This is a genomic window from Paraflavitalea devenefica (assembly GCF_011759375.1).
Classification (GTDB): Bacteria; Bacteroidota; Bacteroidia; order Chitinophagales; family Chitinophagaceae; genus Paraflavitalea; species Paraflavitalea devenefica.
Genome location: NZ_JAARML010000001.1, coordinates 2072877 through 2089837, shown reverse-complemented (window position 1 = coordinate 2089837; position 16961 = coordinate 2072877). Strand labels below are relative to the sequence as shown.

Annotated in this window: 16 protein-coding genes; all 16 read right to left on the bottom strand. The window is 48.1% G+C overall.

The features are described 5' to 3' along the window. Positions 1 to 72 precede the first annotated feature (72 nt). Positions 73 to 1350 carry an ABC transporter permease gene (locus HB364_RS08615; protein WP_167287477.1) on the bottom strand — a complete coding sequence of 426 codons (1278 nt, stop codon included), beginning with the start codon at positions 1348 to 1350 and terminating at the stop codon, positions 73 to 75. Between the two features lie 72 nt (positions 1351 to 1422). Beyond that, a complete protein-coding gene (locus HB364_RS08610) occupies positions 1423 to 2802 on the bottom strand; it encodes an NADH-quinone oxidoreductase subunit N (protein ID WP_167287476.1) in 1380 nt (459 codons plus the stop codon). 21 nt (positions 2803 to 2823) lie between these two features. Then, positions 2824 to 4293, bottom strand: coding sequence for a complex I subunit 4 family protein (locus HB364_RS08605; protein WP_167287475.1), 1470 nt, complete (start codon positions 4291 to 4293; stop codon positions 2824 to 2826). A 47-nt stretch (positions 4294 to 4340) separates the two neighbouring features. Beyond that, the gene (gene nuoL / locus HB364_RS08600) at positions 4341 to 6272 is read right to left on the bottom strand and encodes an NADH-quinone oxidoreductase subunit L (RefSeq protein ID WP_167287474.1); all 1932 of its coding nucleotides are present in this window, start codon (positions 6270 to 6272) and stop codon (positions 4341 to 4343) included. 83 nt (positions 6273 to 6355) lie between these two features. Then, the gene (gene nuoK / locus HB364_RS08595) at positions 6356 to 6685 is read right to left on the bottom strand and encodes an NADH-quinone oxidoreductase subunit NuoK (protein ID WP_167287473.1); all 330 of its coding nucleotides are present in this window, start codon (positions 6683 to 6685) and stop codon (positions 6356 to 6358) included. Between the two features lie 15 nt (positions 6686 to 6700). Further along, positions 6701 to 7204: an NADH-quinone oxidoreductase subunit J family protein gene (locus HB364_RS08590; RefSeq protein ID WP_167287472.1), complete on the bottom strand. Its 504-nt coding sequence runs from the start codon at positions 7202 to 7204 to the stop codon at positions 6701 to 6703. Positions 7205 to 7221: 17 nt separating this feature from the next. Beyond that, positions 7222 to 7779 (bottom strand): NADH-quinone oxidoreductase subunit NuoI, encoded by a 558-nt coding sequence (gene nuoI, locus HB364_RS08585; RefSeq protein WP_167287471.1) that lies wholly within the window; start codon positions 7777 to 7779, stop codon positions 7222 to 7224. 100 nt (positions 7780 to 7879) lie between these two features. Further along, entirely contained in the window at positions 7880 to 8965 is a 1086-nt protein-coding gene (nuoH, locus tag HB364_RS08580) for an NADH-quinone oxidoreductase subunit NuoH (RefSeq protein WP_246228365.1), read from the bottom strand. Between the two features lie 120 nt (positions 8966 to 9085). Beyond that, positions 9086 to 10168 carry a 2Fe-2S iron-sulfur cluster-binding protein gene (locus tag HB364_RS08575; RefSeq protein WP_167287470.1) on the bottom strand — a complete coding sequence of 361 codons (1083 nt, stop codon included), beginning with the start codon at positions 10166 to 10168 and terminating at the stop codon, positions 9086 to 9088. Between the two features lie 41 nt (positions 10169 to 10209). Beyond that, positions 10210 to 11565 carry an NADH-quinone oxidoreductase subunit NuoF gene (nuoF, locus tag HB364_RS08570; RefSeq protein ID WP_167287469.1) on the bottom strand — a complete coding sequence of 452 codons (1356 nt, stop codon included), beginning with the start codon at positions 11563 to 11565 and terminating at the stop codon, positions 10210 to 10212. Positions 11566 to 11591: 26 nt separating this feature from the next. After that, positions 11592 to 12089, bottom strand: a complete 498-nt coding sequence (locus tag HB364_RS08565; protein WP_167287468.1) for an NADH-quinone oxidoreductase subunit NuoE family protein — start codon at positions 12087 to 12089, stop codon at positions 11592 to 11594. 19 nt (positions 12090 to 12108) lie between these two features. Further along, positions 12109 to 13344, bottom strand: a complete 1236-nt coding sequence (locus HB364_RS08560) for an NADH-quinone oxidoreductase subunit D (protein WP_167287467.1) — start codon at positions 13342 to 13344, stop codon at positions 12109 to 12111. A 26-nt stretch (positions 13345 to 13370) separates the two neighbouring features. Next, a complete protein-coding gene (locus HB364_RS08555) occupies positions 13371 to 13889 on the bottom strand; it encodes an NADH-quinone oxidoreductase subunit C (protein WP_167287466.1) in 519 nt (172 codons plus the stop codon). Positions 13890 to 13975: 86 nt separating this feature from the next. After that, complete coding sequence (locus tag HB364_RS08550) at positions 13976 to 14554, bottom strand: NADH-quinone oxidoreductase subunit B (protein WP_167287465.1); 579 nt, start codon at positions 14552 to 14554, stop codon at positions 13976 to 13978. Between the two features lie 134 nt (positions 14555 to 14688). Continuing rightward, positions 14689 to 15093, bottom strand: coding sequence for an NADH-quinone oxidoreductase subunit A (locus tag HB364_RS08545; protein WP_246228364.1), 405 nt, complete (start codon positions 15091 to 15093; stop codon positions 14689 to 14691). Between the two features lie 147 nt (positions 15094 to 15240). Continuing rightward, a complete protein-coding gene (locus HB364_RS08540) occupies positions 15241 to 16926 on the bottom strand; it encodes a tetratricopeptide repeat protein (RefSeq protein ID WP_167287464.1) in 1686 nt (561 codons plus the stop codon). Positions 16927 to 16961 lie beyond the last annotated feature (35 nt).

Sequence of the window (16961 nt, the reverse complement as noted above, 5' to 3'; positions counted from 1 at the left end):
TCACCCTTTTTAATGATAAAGGTGAGCCGCCTCTGAAAGGCGACCCACCTTTTGTATTTTTAAATTAGAAGATTATTCGTAGCGCAACGCATCAATAGGATTCAGCCGGGAAGCCTTGATGGCAGGATACAGACCGGCGCCCAACCCTACCAGGGAACAAATGACTACCCCCGCTATTACCCAGTTCCAGGGGATTACAAAACTGGTAGACAGCAGCAGGCCCGCAATGTTACCGACAACAATGCCGAGGAAGATACCGATACCCGCGCCCAATAAACTGATGATAACAGACTCCAGCAGGAACTGCACCCGTATGTTACCACGCTTACCACCGATGGCTTTTACCAGGCCAATTTCTTTGGTACGTTCCGTAACAGCCACCAGCATGATGTTCATGAGGCCAATAGCTGCCCCGGCCAGCGTGATGATACCGATCAGCACGGCAGCGATGGTGATGAAGCTCAGGTTACGCATCAGCATTTCTACAATGCTGTCGCTTTTATCAATCACGAAGTTATCATCCTCTGTCACATTCAACCGGCGGATAGGCCTGAAGATACCGGTAGCCTCACCAATAGCTCCATCCATTAACCTGATATCCGGGACCTTTATCTGTATTGAATAAGAAGCATTCACGTTGGAATTAAAATAGCTGCGCACGTTGGCATAGGTGGTAATGATGACATTGTCGAGGCTTCTGCCGAGGGTAGAACCCTTGGCTGCCAGCGCGCCGACAATGAGGAAGGGAATGTTATTGATCTTAATGGTTTTGCCAACCGGTGTTTCTATGTTCTCCCCAAAAAACTTTTTCGCTATATCCCTTCCTATGAGGCATACATTACGCCCCGATTGAATGTCCATTGTATTCAGGTTCCGGCCATAGGAGACGGTAAAGCCGTTGAGGTCGGCATAATGCTCATCGGCGCCCTGCACCCACACGTTGGGGCTGGTCTTCTTACTGCCTGCCGATACAATGGCGTTCCGGGTACCGAATATGCTCATACTCACCTGTGAAGGGAACTGGTAAGTAGCTTTAAAGGTCTCTGCCTGTAATTTGGTAATGGGCTTGCCCTGGTTGGATTTCTTTTCCCGCTTTTTGCCCTTTTGCTCTTTTTTCAGATCCGAGTTATTGCCAAAGAACATACGCGGCTCCCGGAAGCGGATCGTGAAACCCGTAGCGCCCATGGAAGAAAAGCTCTCCAGGAACTTTTGCTGGATGGCCACAATGGCGGTATTGATACCTATTAATGCAGTAATGCCCAGCGCTATGATAGCTACTGTAATACCTGTACGCAGCCTGTTACCACGCACGGTCCTGAAAGCTAAGGAAAAGGTATCCCGGAATGTCATATACAATATGTCTCACTAAAGTAAGAAATATTACCGAACAGCGGGAAAAGGGATGGCCGGGCGGGCCTCACATTACAGGAAATAATAAAGCTTGTCCAGCAGCCATTGGGGGAAGATGCCCAACAGCACTACGATGGCGGCCATGACAACCAGTAAACCCTTGAAAACCGGGCTTACTTCCATTTCCTGGGCATCGCCATCCTTGAAGTACATAGCCTGTATAACGCGGAAATAATAATATACACTGATAGCAGCGCACAATACCCCTACAATGACCAGCCACATCACATGGCCATTGTTCACGGCTGCGGCCAGCATGTAGAATTTTGCCATAAAGCCCGCTGTAGCAGGAATGCCTGCCAGCGACAGTAAGAAGATGGCATTGGTGGCTGCCAGTACGGGCTGACGTTTGGCAAGGCCATTGAACCCTTCAAACGTATAATCTTTCATTTTGATCAGTACGGCAAAGACCCCGATGGTGGCCACGCTGTAAGCTGCCGCATAGAAGATCAATCCCTGCCGGGCCATTTCATTGAGTGCTACCAGGGCAAACATCATGAAACCTGCCTGTGCTATACTGGAGTAAGCCAACATGCGCTTTACGCTTTGCTGGAATACGGCGGTGATATTACCAATAACGAGGGTAGCTGCTGTAACAATCGCTACGATTAATTGCCATTGCGGCTGCAACTCACCAAAGCTGTCATCAAACAACCGCAGGAAAGCGATGAATGCCGCTGCCTTTACAATAGTGGCCATGAAGGAAGTAAATACGGTGGGCGCGCCATCGTATACATCCGGCGTCCAGAAATGGAAGGGAGCAGCAGATACTTTGAAAGACATGGAAAACAGCAGGAGTAATAAACCGGCGCTGAGCATTGGCGTAAGCGTGCTGGCACCCAGGCGGATCTCTTCCATACTAAAACTGCCTTTAGCGCCATATATCAGGGCAATACCCATCAGCATCAAACCGGTAGAAAAAGAACCCATCAGGAAGTACTTCAGGGCAGCCTCATTACTTTTCAGGTTCCGCTTATCAGTACCGGTAAGGATGTACAAAGGAATAGACATGATCTCAATGCCCAGGAACAGCATCAGCAAGGTATTGAAGGAAGAAGCTATGCTGATACCACAGAGTATAAAGAAGATCAATGCAAAATAGTCGGACAGGTTATGACCTACTTTTTCCATATCACGGCCCGACAGCAGGGTATACAGGAAGGTGCTGCCGAAAGCAATGGTATTGAAGAGCAGGCCAAAGCCATCAAAGTAAAGCATGCCATGTACGTTCACCTTGAACAGGACCGTACCATTCATATCCAATATATTCACTACGATCAGTAAAGCAAGCCCGGTCAGTGCCGTACCACGTATAACAGCATTATTCTTGCTGAATATACCGCTGAACATCATCACTACACCCCAGATAGCCGATATTACAATTGCATTCATAACTAAAATCTATGCTTTCGCTTATGATGGATGTTTAATAACCATTCTTGATAAGATCGTATCTACAGTACCCTGTGTAAGTTCCAGGAATGGCCTGGGATATACACCAATTACCAGGATCACGATCACCAGCACGCCCAGTACAAACCGCTCATTGAACTTAATATCCTGTATACCGGCAGTGAGGGTATTGGTATTGCCAAAAAAGACCCGCTGTATCATATTCAGGGTATATACTGCCGACAGGATGATGGTGATACCACCCGCTGCAGCAAACACATAACTCATTTTGGAAACAGTGGAATTGAATACCCCGCTGAAGAGCAGGAACTCACCAATGAAGGCATTGGTCAATGGCAGGGCTACGTTGGCCAGCGCCACTACCACCAGCATGATAGCCAGTCCCGGCGCCTTTTGTGCCAAACCGCCCAGCTCAGATATCTTACGGGTATGCAACTGGCGCTCGATCAGTTCCACCACGATCCACATACCGATGATGTTGATACCGTGGTTGAACATTTGGATCATCACGCCCTGCAATGCCTGATCGGATGTTACGAAAATAGCCATGCACATTAACCCTACGTGCGCAATGGAAGAGTAAGCGATCAGGCGCTTGAGGTCGTCCTGCTGCATAGCGATCAGGGATGCATAGATCATTCCGATCACACACAACAGCCCTACCGTATCTCCATTGAGCCAGGTGGCCATGGGCAATACAGGCGCCAGCCAGCGCATTACGCCAAACAAGCCCATTTTCACCATCACCCCGCTCAGCACCATAGTGGTAGCGGTGGGTGATTGCTCGTAGGTATCCGGCTGCCAGGTATGAAATGGAAATACCGGCATTTTGATGGCAAAGGCAATAAAGAATAACCAGAAGAGCCAGCCCTGCTCTTTGGAAGTAAGGACGGCTTTATAGAATGACTCTATCGCAAAAGACTGGTCGGGTGTATGCAGGTAGAGGTAAATGATACCTACCAGCATTAACAGCGACCCAACGAAGGTATAAATGAAGAACTTGAAAGTAACTGCAATACGTTTTTCACCGCCCCACTGTGAGCAAAGGAAGTAAGCAGGTATGAGCGCCAGTTCCCAGAAGAAGTAAAATAATAAGGCATCAAAAGCCAGGAATACGCCCATCAGCCCTGCCTGCGACAGCAGCATGAAGGCATAGAAGCTGCGCGCATTCTTATAGCTGGAATTCCAGGTAGCTATAAAGATCATGGGGAAGGCCACCGCGGTGAGCAGGCAAAGGATCTGCCCCATGCCATCCAGTCCTACTGAAAACTTACTGCCCAGCAGGGGTAACCATTCTACTTCGGTATGCAGGTTGGCAGCCTTATTCAACAACGTCAGTCCAAGCAGGGAAACAGCCAGCGTAATCACCGTAGACAACAAAGCCCAGGTTTTCACGCCTTTCTCCTGTTTGATGAAGAAAGCCGCCAAACCACTCAGCAACGGGACAACGATTAGTAAAACAGGTATCATTTCTGGATTTCTAAATTTCTGATTTTAAAATTCTGATTTGCCGGCACTTACTTCTTCACAAAAAACTGGATAACAAAGAATGCCAGTATACCCAATACCATCAGCAATACATAGCTGCCCACCTGGCCACTTTGTAACAGCCGCACCTGCCGGCTGCTATAATTGATAATACGACCTATACCATTCACGGTCCAATCCAGCACATCCTTCTCCACAAAGCCATTGAGTAATTTAGCCAGCCATTGCAGCGGCTTTACGATGATGGCATTGTACAGCTCGTCCACATACCATTTGTTGGCCAGCACTTTTCCAAAACCTGCAGGCTCTCCCAATTCGGGCCGCTTGCTGAAGCGTGCGAGCGCATAGAAAATAGCGATCACCGCAATACCTACAGAAGCACCCATCAATCCATATTCAGTGGTATGGTCCAGGTGATGTGCAGGTCTAAACTCGTGTACATATTTGCCTGATTCGGCAAAGATGGGATCGAGGAAATGTTCGAGAGAATGCGCATTAGGCATTAACACTTCCGGTATACCCACCCATCCGCCTATCACACTTAAGATAGCCAGCACGATGAGCGGAATGGTCATCGCTGCCGGGCTCTCATGGGGATGATGCCCATGGAGATGTTCTTCACCACGGAACTTGCCCAGGAAAGTGGTAGCGTACAGGCGGAACATATAGAATGCTGTCATACCCGCTGTGATCACACCAATGATCCAGTATATTTTATTGGCGCCATAAGCGGCAGCCAGTATTTCATCTTTGGAGAAGAAACCGGAGAAAGGAGGAATACCCGCGATAGCGATACAGCCCAGCAGGAAAGTAAGGTGCGTAATGGGCAGGTATTTTTTCAGGCCGCCCATCTTGCGGATGTCCTGCTCATGGTGCATGGCATGGATCACCGAACCGGCGCCCAGGAATAAGAGGGCCTTGAAGAAAGCGTGGGTCATTACATGGAATACAGCGCCGGTATAAGCACCAACACCCAGGCCAAGGAACATATAACCCAACTGGCTCACCGTAGAGTAGGCCAGTACTTTCTTGATATCGTTTTGTTTGAGGGCAATAGTAGCAGCAAACAGCGCCGTTGCCAAACCAATGATGGCCACAATACCCTGTGTAAAAGGAGCCAGTGTATACAGGATATTGCTCCGGGCGATCATATAAATACCCGCGGTCACCATCGTAGCCGCGTGGATGAGCGCCGACACGGGTGTGGGACCTGCCATCGCATCGGGCAACCAGGTATATAAAGGTATCTGCGCACTTTTACCGGTAGCGCCTACAAACAGCAGCAGGGTGATCCCTACAATGGCCGCAGTGCCATCGAGTGTTTTGGCGCTGGCAGCTACCTGCTCAAATAGATCACCATAGGCAACCGTACCAAATTTATTGATGATCCAGAAGATGGCCAGCAAAAAGCCCAGGTCACCAATACGGTTCATCACAAAGGCTTTTTTCGCAGCGTTGTTATAATCTGTATTCTTAAACCAATAACCGATCAATAAGTAAGAGCACAATCCTACGCCTTCCCAGCCGATGAACATGATCACATAGTTGGAGCCGAGTACCAGCAGCAACATGGAGAACACGAACAGGTTGAGGTAGGAGAAATACCGGGCAAAATGATGTCCTTCTTCTTCGTGCATGTAGGCAGCGGAATACACATGTATAAGGAAACCTACACCGGTAATGATCAACAGGAAGAGGGAAGAAAGCTGGTCTACCTGGAAGGAGAAAGGAATGGATAATTTCCCTACGCTGATAAAGTCAAACAGGTCCACCACCGCCGTATTGCCCTGCTTTACCTGCAGGAAAATAAGCAGGCTTATTACAAAGGAACCCAGGATCACACCACTGCCAATAATACCCGTAAGGGCTTTGGAAAGCTGCCTGCGCAACAAGCCATTGATCAGAAAGCCAATCAATGGCAGCAAAGGAATTAACCAGACTAATTGTAAAACATTCTTCATAAAGCCTAATTGGAAGTCTGAAGTATGAAGTAAGAAGTCTGAAGCTTACGCACGTTCCGACCTCCGACTTCTGACCTCTGATTTCAGTGTTTCAACCGGTTAAGGAAATTAACGTCTACTGAATGCACATTCCGGTACATCATCACAATGATGGCCAGTCCCACGCTTACTTCAGCCGCTGCAACCACCATGATAAAAAATACAAACAGTTGCCCATCAATCCCGGCATTGGGATTGGTTGCCACTCCTTTCAGGTGGTGCATTTTGGAAAATGCTACCAGCAACAGGTTCACGGCATTGAGCATAAGCTCTATGCACATAAAAATGATGATGGCATTACGGCGTGTAAGTACACCGGCAATACCGATGCAGAACAGCGCAATGGACAAAACGATATAATATTCAATATTCATAAATACAATATGATATTAGTCAGCCTTCTTACCAATTACTACCGTACCTACCATGGCGCTCAGGAACAATACACTGCTGATCTCAAAAGGCACCACGTAATCCGTAAATAAGGTTTCTCCCAGTTGTTTGATCAGCCCGATATTGCCATCCTTCAGTTGTACAACGGAGCGCTTTACTTCGGCATCTTTCAGGGCGGCCACCATTACCAGTAATAAACAGCCGCCGGCCACAATGCCTGCCATCCGCAGCCACTTATTCTTTTTAGGTTCTGTTTCCGCATTCAGGTTCATCAACATGATCACGAACAGGAACAATACCATAATAGCGCCGGCATATACGATCAGGTTCACAATACCCAGGAACTGGGCATTCATCATGATATAATGTCCGGAAATAGCAAAGAAAGTAACGATGAGCCACAGTACGCTGTGTACGGGATTGCGACTGATGACAACCATCAAGGCACTGCCCAGTGCCAGTACACTTAAAAAGTAGAATAATATTTCAGATATGCTCATGGCAGTTCACGGGTGGTTTAGTTCGCCTGTTGTTCCTTATTAGCCCGGTTACCCAGCGCTTGTTTATATTCTTCGGGATTCTCTTTCGGATCTGGTATCAGCAGATCCGGTTTACCATATATAAATCCTTTACGCTGGTAGTTGGCCGGTGCAAAGGTTTCACTCAGATAGATGGCATCTTTGGGACAGGCCTCTTCACACAAACCACAAAAAATACAACGCAGCATATTGATCTCATACCTGGCCGCATATTTCTCTTCGCGGTACAGGTTCTCTTCACCCGCTTTACGCTCTGCCGCTTCCATGGTGATGGCTTCTGCCGGGCAGGCTACAGCACACAATCCGCAGGCCGTACAACGCTCACGTCCTTCCTCATCGCGGTTCAGCACATGCAAACCACGGAATACCGGGCTGAAGGGACGTGTTTGCTCCGGATAATTGATGGTCGCTTTCTTTTTAAAAACGTGCTTCAGCGTAATCATCATACCCTTGAAAATGTTCCAAAGGTATAGCCGCTCCACAATGGTCATGGGCTTACGCTCCACCGGTTTCGCTCTGCTCGTTAATGCTTGCATACTAATAAGTTACTTGTTAGAACTACAGGCCCGGGCGTGCTCTGTTGGCTGCAAAGAAATCAAAATTATAGCTAATTACAGCGCAGATACCCAAAGCTTGTTATTTTTTCAGCCACAATACTACGGCGGCTGTAACAATCATATTGATCAAGGCCAGCGGCACCAGGCGCTTCCAGCCCAGGTGCATCAACTGGTCATAACGGAACCTTGGAATGGTCCAGCGCACCCACATGAACAGCAGGATGAAAGCCACTACTTTCGCAAACAGGGCGCCTCCCTGCAACAGGGCCATCCAGTTCAAACCAATCTTTTCCGTCAACTGTGCATCATTCACAAACGGAATATCATATCCCCCGAAGAACAGGGTTGCCATTACCGCACTGCTGATGAACATGTTGATGTATTCTGCAAAAAGATAAAAGCCCAGTTTCATGGAAGAATACTCCTGGTGGTAACCAAAGTTCAGCTCATTCTCCGCTTCCGGCAGGTCGAAGGGGGTACGGTTACATTCTGCAAAAGCACAGATCAGGAAGATCAGGAAACCCAAAGGCTGGTATACCACATTCCATACACCGTCTATTTGTCCGCCTACGATATCACTCATCTTCAAAGAACCGGTGAGCATCAGCAACGCGATCAGCGACAATCCCATCGGCAGCTCATAAGAGATCACCTGGGAAGCGCCACGCAGGGCAGCCATCAGGGAGAACTTATTGTTGGATGCCCATCCACCGATCATGATGCCATAGATACCCATGCTCACTACAGCGAATATGTACAGGATACCAATATTTATATCTGCAATCTGCAGGCTTACTTCCCTGCCAAAGAAATCTATTTTACCACCCCAGGGAATGACCGCCGACGTCATCATGGCTGCCAGCATCGCCAGGCAAGGTCCCAGGATGAACAGCATACGGTTGGAAGTATTGGGGATGATCTCTTCTTTCATAAACAGTTTCAGACCATCTGCCAGGGGTTGCAACAACCCGAGGGGGCCGGCCCTGTTGGGACCGCGACGGTCCTGCATGACAGCCGCTACCTTACGTTCGGCCCAGGTTTCATACATAGCTATTCCCAATGAAACGGAAACGATGCCTATGATCAATACCAGCTTCTCGATCAAGAATAACCAGTCAAATGCTAATAAGGTAGAATACATATTATAAAAGTCAACTTTGTTCATTAATCAGCTTGCATATCACCTCAAGTTCGGTATCCTTCCGGGCTAGTAGCTAGTGGCAAATGGCTAGTGGGCTTTTAGCGACGCAAGCGCCCCACTCGCCACTCGTCTCTTACCACTTGCCTATTTCTTAAAGTCATCCGAATGGGCAGGCCCGGGGATCTTTGACAGCTCAACGTTCGGCTTATTCACCTGGCTCACATCATGTATATCCATCAGTAACCTTGGCTTGCGGCCCTCCAGTACTTCTGTGATGGTTTCTTTGGGCCTCTTCAGTCCTACATAGTGGCCTTGTGATATGACTGACTGACGGCTTACTTTGGTAGGCCCTTCAATCACCCAGTCACTGGTTTGCTTTTTCTCAAAGCGGCATTCGTTACAGATCCAGTCTTCCACCTCACCCCACTGATCTTTGCGGGCAGTAACGCGGTATACTTCATCGCCACGGTTCCATAAGGTTACCTTACCGGAACATTTGGGACAGTCACGATGAGCATCTACCGGCTTCAGGAACCAGACGCGGTTCTTGAAACGGAAGGTTTTATCGGTCAGTGCGCCTACGGGGCACACATCAATGACGTTTCCTATAAAATCATTGTCGAGCGACTTCTCTATATAAGTAGCGATCTCGGCATGATCACCCCTGTCCAGTACGCCGTGTACCCGTTTGTTGGTGAGTTGATCGGCGGTGAATACGCAACGGTAGCACAGGATGCAACGTGTCATGTGCAACTGGATATAAGGACCCAGGTCGTGCTTATTGAAGGTACGCCTGTTAAATTCATAACGGGTGCCTTCTTTACCGTGGTCATAGCTCAGGTCCTGCAGGTGGCATTCACCGGCCTGGTCGCAGATAGGGCAATCCAGGGGGTGATTGAGCAGCAGGAATTCCACTACGCCATTGCGGGCATCTATCACGCGCTCACTGGTAATATTCTTCACTACCATTCCATCCATCACATTGGTACGGCAACTGGCTACCAGCTTGGGCATCGGACGTGGATCGGCAGTAGAACCGGCGGCTACTTCCACCAGGCAGGTACGGCATTTACCACCACTTCCTTTGAGCTTGCTGTAGTAGCACATAGCCGGCGGGGCTACATCACCTCCAATCATACGCGCCGCATTCAGGATAGAAGTTCCCGGCTCCACCTCGATGGTGATGTTATCAATAGTAACCTTAAATAGTTTCTTTTCTTCGGCCATAATTATATTGCTTAACGGCTAAAATGTACAGTTCATGAATCCTACGCCACCGGCACCGGTCTCGGATCGGCATAATGCGCCAGTCCAAAATTCCTTTGCTGGCTTTCTACCGGGTTCAGCACATGCCATTCAAATTCATCCCGGAAATGGCGGATGGCTGCTGCCACAGGCCATGCAGCCGCATCACCCAGCGGGCAAATGGTATTGCCTTCGATCTTGCGCTGAATATCCCACAACAGGTCTATATCACTCATCTTACCCTTTCCGTATTCAATATTCTTTAAGATCTTCTCCATCCAGCCTGTTCCTTCGCGGCAGGGTGAGCATTGCCCACAGCTTTCATGACGGTAGAAACGGGCCAGCGTTAAGGTATGACGTACCACACACTGGTCTTCATCCATTACAATGAAACCACCACTACCCATCATAGTGCCGGTAGCAAAACCACCGTCGGCCAGGCTTTCATAGTTCATGATCCTGGTATCGCCTTTCGCTGTTTTAAATAACAGGTTAGTGGGCAGGATGGGTACTGAGGAACCACCCGGTATACAGGCTTTCAGTCTTTTTCCATTGGGGATGCCACCGCAGTACTCATCGCTGTAAATGAATTCCTCTACAGAGATGGTCATATCAATTTCATACACACCTGGCTTTTTGATATTACCGCAGGCAGAGATCAGCTTGGTGCCGGTTGATTTACCGATACCGATCTTTGCATACTCTTCCCCACCCAGGTTGATGATGGGTACTACAGCCGCCAGGGTCTCTACGTTGTTCACCACGGTAGGACAATCCCACACCCCTTTCACCGCAGGGAAAGGAGGCTTGATACGGGGATTACCGCGTTTTCCTTCCAGCGATTCTATGAGGGCTGTTTCTTCACCACAGATATAAGCACCAGCGCCCCGCTGCACATAGATCTGGCAGTCGAAGCCCGTACCTAAAATGTTTTTACCCAGCCAGCCATTGGCATTGGCTTCGGCAATAGCTTGTTCCAGTATATCAACAATCCAGGCATATTCGCCCCGGATATAAATGTAGGTTCTGTTGGAGCCAAGAGCATAGGAGGATACGATCAACCCTTCAATGAGCAGGTGGGGAATGAATTCCATCAGGTACCTGTCTTTGAAAGTACCCGGCTCCGATTCATCGGCATTGCACACCAGGTAACGGGGCACACCTTCGGGCTTGGCCAGAAAGCTCCATTTCATACCGGTAGGGAAACCCGCACCGCCACGGCCACGCAGGCCGCTCTTCTTCACCTCTTCCGTTACCTGGTCGGGGCTCATGTTCTTAAACACCTTTTCTACACTGGCATAGCCACCCTCCCGGCGGTACACGTCGTAAGAACGGATACCGTCGATATGCGCCTTTTCTAATAATAATTTTCTGCCCATGGGTCTATTTGAAATTTGAGAATCTATCAGTTCAGGGAAGTTGCCCTGCTACGGCACTCTTCAATGATCTGATCTACTTTTTCCTTAGTGAGGTGCTCGCGGTAATGTTTGCCCAATTGCATCATCGGCGCATAGCCACAGGCACCAAGGCATTCCACCGTCTTAAGCGTAAACAAGCCATCGGATGTAGTTTCACCTACCCCAATGCCCAGTTTCTCTTTAATATAGTCAATGATCTGGTCACTGCCATTCAACATACAGGGGCCGGTTTGACATACCTCGAACAGGTAACGCCCTACCGGTTTCAAATTATACATACTATAGAAAGTAGCCACCTCATATACTTCAATGGGTTCAATGCTCAGTAAGGAAGCCACATAATCCATGGCTTCAGCACTCAGCCAGCCACCAAACTCTTCCTGCGCCAGGTGCAATACAGGTATCAAAGCACTCTTCTGCTTGCCGGCCGGATAACGGGCAATGATCTCCTGTACCTTCTTTAGTTTGTCCTCTGAAAAAACCATATTCTTTGATAATTTCTTATTAAGCGTCTAATTCTCCCGCAATCAGGTTCAGGCTACTCATCACAATGATGGCATCACTCAGCATCGCTCCTTTTGTCAGCTCTTCATAAGCCTGGTAATAGATGAAGCAGGGACGACGGAAATGCAGGCGGTAAGGCGTACGGCCACCATCACTGATGAGGTAAAAGCCCAGCTCGCCATTAGCGCCTTCTACCGGGAAGTACACTTCACCTTTCGGTATATCAATTTCACCCATGATGATCTTGAAATGCCAGATGAGCGCTTCCATTTTGGTGTACACATCCTTCTTCTCGGGCAAATAGTATTCCGGCACATCAGCGTGGAATATTTCTGCATCGGCGCCTTTGAATGCTTGTACTTTCTGATAGGCCTGCTCTATGATACGCAGTGACTGCCACATTTCCTGGTTGCGTACCAGGAAGCGGTCATAACAGTCGCCGGTAGAACCTACCGGTACGTCAAATTCAAAATCTTCGTAGCTGCTATAGGGCGTATGGATACGTACATCATAATCAACACCGGCAGCGCGCAGGTTGGGGCCTGTAAAGCCATAGTTCAATGCTCTTTCGGCACTGATAGGGCCGGCGCCCATGGTACGTTCCATGAAAATGCGGTTACGGCTGAAGAGGTTTTCAAACTCTTTCAGCACGGCAGGATATTCTTTCAGGAATTTCTCCAGCTTCTCGAAAGCCAGTGGAGTAAAGTTTCTTTCAAAGCCACCAATGCGGCCCATATTGGTAGTAAGACGGGAACCACAGATCTCTTCATAGATCTCATAAATGAGCTCCCGGTATTGCATTACATACAGGAAGCCGGTATAGGCGCCGCTATCCACCCCAACGATAGAGTTACAAATAAGGTGGTCGGATATGCGTGCCAGCTCCATGATGATCACCCGCAGGTAATCCACCCGTTTGGGCGTTTTAACACCCAACAGCTTTTCGCAGGTAAGGTGCCAGCCCATATTATTGATGGGAGAAGAGCAATAGTTTAACCGGTCGGTAAGGGTAGTGATCTGGTATAAAGGTCTCCGCTCTGCCAGCTTTTCAAAAGCCCGGTGGATGTATCCTACTGTTTGTTCGGCCGAGATAATGCGCTCGCCATCGAGCTCCAGGATATTCTGAAATACACCGTGCGTGGCCGGGTGGGTAGGCCCAAGGTTAAGCGTGGTGGTTTGCTTCTCAATAGAGCCTTCCGGTAATCGGATATTTGAATGTTGTATTACGTCAGACATTACTGTCTTGTTAGTTTAATAGTGAACTATATAATCGAGCCGCCTCTGCCGAACATCTCATCGTCTTTGTCAATCCTTGTCTGGTCTTCCAGCGGGAATTCTTTCCGCATGGGGAAGTAATCCATCTCATCCACATTGAGCACCCGTTTCAGGTTGGGGTGACCTACAAAGTTAACCCCAAAGAAATCATAGGTCTCTCTCTCCATCCAGTTGGCCGATGCATACAGGGCAGTGGCGCTGTATACATCCGGCTTGCCGATCTCAGTATATACTTTAAAGCGCATGCGGATATTGTCGGCCAGGTTGTGCAGGTGATATACCACGGCCAGTTCCCGGCCGGTATTATCAGGATAGTGTACTGCCTGCAGGTCGGTCAGAAAACGGAATTGCAATTCCGCATCATCATACAGGAATTGCAATACTTTTAAATTCAACTCTTTCGGCGCTTCAAAGGTCAGCATACCATACGGCTCTTCAAAACCTGTTACCTGATCACCGAATTTTTCTACCAGTCGTTGTTTAATATGTTCGTAGGTCAATGCCATATTTTTAGCTTCGAGCCTCGAGCAGCGAGCTGCGAGGGGATTTCTGCCTGAGCTCGTAGCTAATAGCTCGTAGCTCGTGGCTGTTTTTATTGTATTCCGTAGCTTTCCATCAGTAATTTGTACTTATCACTGTTCCTCCGGCGCAGGGTTTCCTTGCCCACCAGGTCCTGTATACGCATAAAACCATCCAATACCGCTTCAGGGCGGGGCGGGCATCCGGGTACGTATACATCCACGGGAATGATCTGATCAATTCCCTGCAACACGCTATAAGTGTCAAAAATACCACCGCTGGAGGCACAGGCGCCCATGGCCAGCACCCAACGGGGTTCTGCCATCTGCAGGTATACCTGCTTTACTACGGGCGCCATTTTTTTGGCGATAGTGCCCATTACCATCAGCAGGTCGCACTGGCGTGGAGAGAAACCTACCCGTTCAGCGCCAAACCTTGCCAGGTCATAATGCGCTCCCATGGTAGCCATAAATTCGATACCGCAGCAGGAAGTAGCAAAAGGTAAAGGCCAGATAGAGTTCTTACGGGCCAATCCCACCACGCTTTCCAGCTTGGTAGCCATAAAAGCCTCACCCATATAGCCTTCGGGCCCTTCTTTCACCAACTTTATGTCGGTCTTACCGTAAATATTATATTGAACAGGACGTGCCATATATCTTGATTTGAAGAATACTAATTTGAAAATGCTGAACTACCCCTTATTAACAAAAACGTTATAGTTATAGTTTCATCTTCAACCTTTCAAATTAGCATCACTTGCCCCGCGCAGGCGGGATTAAACACATTTTAATCTTCCCAGGTTAACGCTCCCTTCTTGATTATATATATAAATCCGCACAGGAAAAATCCTACAAACATGAGTACAGCCAGGAATCCATCCCAGCCAAGTCCCCTGAAATTGACGGCATAGGGATAGAAAAAGATCACTTCTACATCGAACAATACGAAAAGAATGGCAACCAGGAAGTACTTAATGGCCATCGGCTGGCGGGCATCGCCATGACTTTTAATACCGCTGGCAAAGGTTTCCAGCTTATCAGCCGTTTTACGTTTGGGGCCAAGCCAGTGGGTTACGCCCATCATAACCGCCACAAATACGATAGCGAACAGGAGTTGCACACCGATAGGGAAATACCAGAAGGAGCTGTCCGGATGCTGGGCAACGGTGGAAACTTGCAACAGGTACATCATCAAAAACCCGTTTTTGTTTAGGGGCAAAAGTAATACAGCATCCGCAATTTCCAATTTTGAAACTTCAAATTCAATAAAATAAAAAAATCCCTGTTATCACAATAACAGGGATTTAGCAAAGAAAATACGATTTATGTTATCAGATCGTTATTTGCCGTTCGTTTTTGATCCGGAGGTGCCAGCCGCATTGCCATTTGTTTTTGGCTTGGTGGCAGGCTGAGTTCCCCTGGGCTTGGTCAGCACTTCAATGAACTGTGTAGCAGTCTTATTACCGGGGTCGATCTCCAAGATCTTATTGAGGTAATAAATTGCTGAATCCTTGCTCTTCTTAACGTTATTCTGGTAACCCGCCAACATACTGTAGGACTCAATGATCTGGGATTTGAATTTTACAGAATCTATACGTTTGGCATTTTCCAGTAACTGTGCATATTCTGGTGCAGCCAATCCCATTTCCAATGCTGTATCCTTGGCTGCTGCAGCTTTGGCTGTCCACAGGTATCCATAGATCTCGTTGGGATATTTTTCTTCATAGATTTTAAAGACGGCAATGGTAGAATCATAGTTTTTAGCCTGATAATGGGCAAAACCATAGTTATACAGATCGCGCTGGGAAGGATTGGGGTCCATGCGGTAAGCAATACCCAGCCAGTTGGCTTCCTGGGCGCGGTCGCCTTTGGCTTTGGCCAATGCTGCCGCTTTACCGATGTACTTCAGCTTATTTTCCAATACCGTATCTACTTGCACCGCCTTTTGCAGGTTGGCAAATACTTCTGCTTCTGCACCGGGTATTTTGGCGTTGATATGTGCCAGCTCTTCGTAGTCGGCGCCTCTTACAGGTTCTTCTTCAGTGGCCTTCGTGAAGAAGGTGTTCATAGCCTGTTTGGCGGCGTTGGCATCGCCCAATGTATCAGCAGCATAGGCTATGAGACGATACATACGGGGAGTTACTTTATCACCATATTGGGCAATCAGGCTTTCTGCTTTGGTTTTCGCTTCTGCCACTTTTCCTGATGAAAACAGGAAGTCTGTTTTCAGGTATTCCTGCTCAGGACCGGGATCTGCACTGGCAATGTATTTATCCAGATAAGGAGCAGCCTTGTTTACATCCCTGTAATACCAATAGTAGAACAGTTCGTAATAGGCAGGTTTATACGCCGGATCGAGCGCTACAGCTTCTTCGAAAGCGGGCAGGAAGTAATCCTTGTTACCCTGGGTAAGGTATACTTTACCGGTTTTATACTTGGCGGCTGCCAGCTTGGCATCAAGGATCAGCGCCTTGTTATAGGATTGAACGGCATTACCACCATCAATGAGCTTCCTGTAGGCATCGCCCATTAACAGGTATGTTTCGGGATCCTTGAAGTTCTTTACGGCGGTAGCCTGGTTCAGCTTTTCAATGGCATAGTTGGCATCGCCGGTCCTTGCTTCCACGTTGGCACGGCCTACTGCATTGAGCAGTTCTATATCTTTTCCTTTGGTAAGGGTGATAGCTGCTTCAAAATGCTGACGGGCATCATTGGTCTTGCCTTCCATCAATTCAACCTGCCCGATGCCGGCCATCAACAGGGGCGCGTTGCCATTTTGGGTCAGTGATTTCTGGTACAGGTTTTTAGCACCTACAGAATCTTTCTGCTTCAGTAAGGTTTGGCCTAACCAGTACACAGCATCGATATTGTTGGGGTTGGCGGCAAGCACTTTTTCAAATGTTTCCTGCGCACTTTTCCAACGCTCATAATAGAAAAACTTTTTACCCTGGTCCACACTCTGGGCAAAAAGGACGTTGCCTCCCGCGACAACCGCTGCTACTAATAGAATGAATGATCTTTTCATCTTCTCGATTGCTGATTTTAGAGTTGTTAAAATGT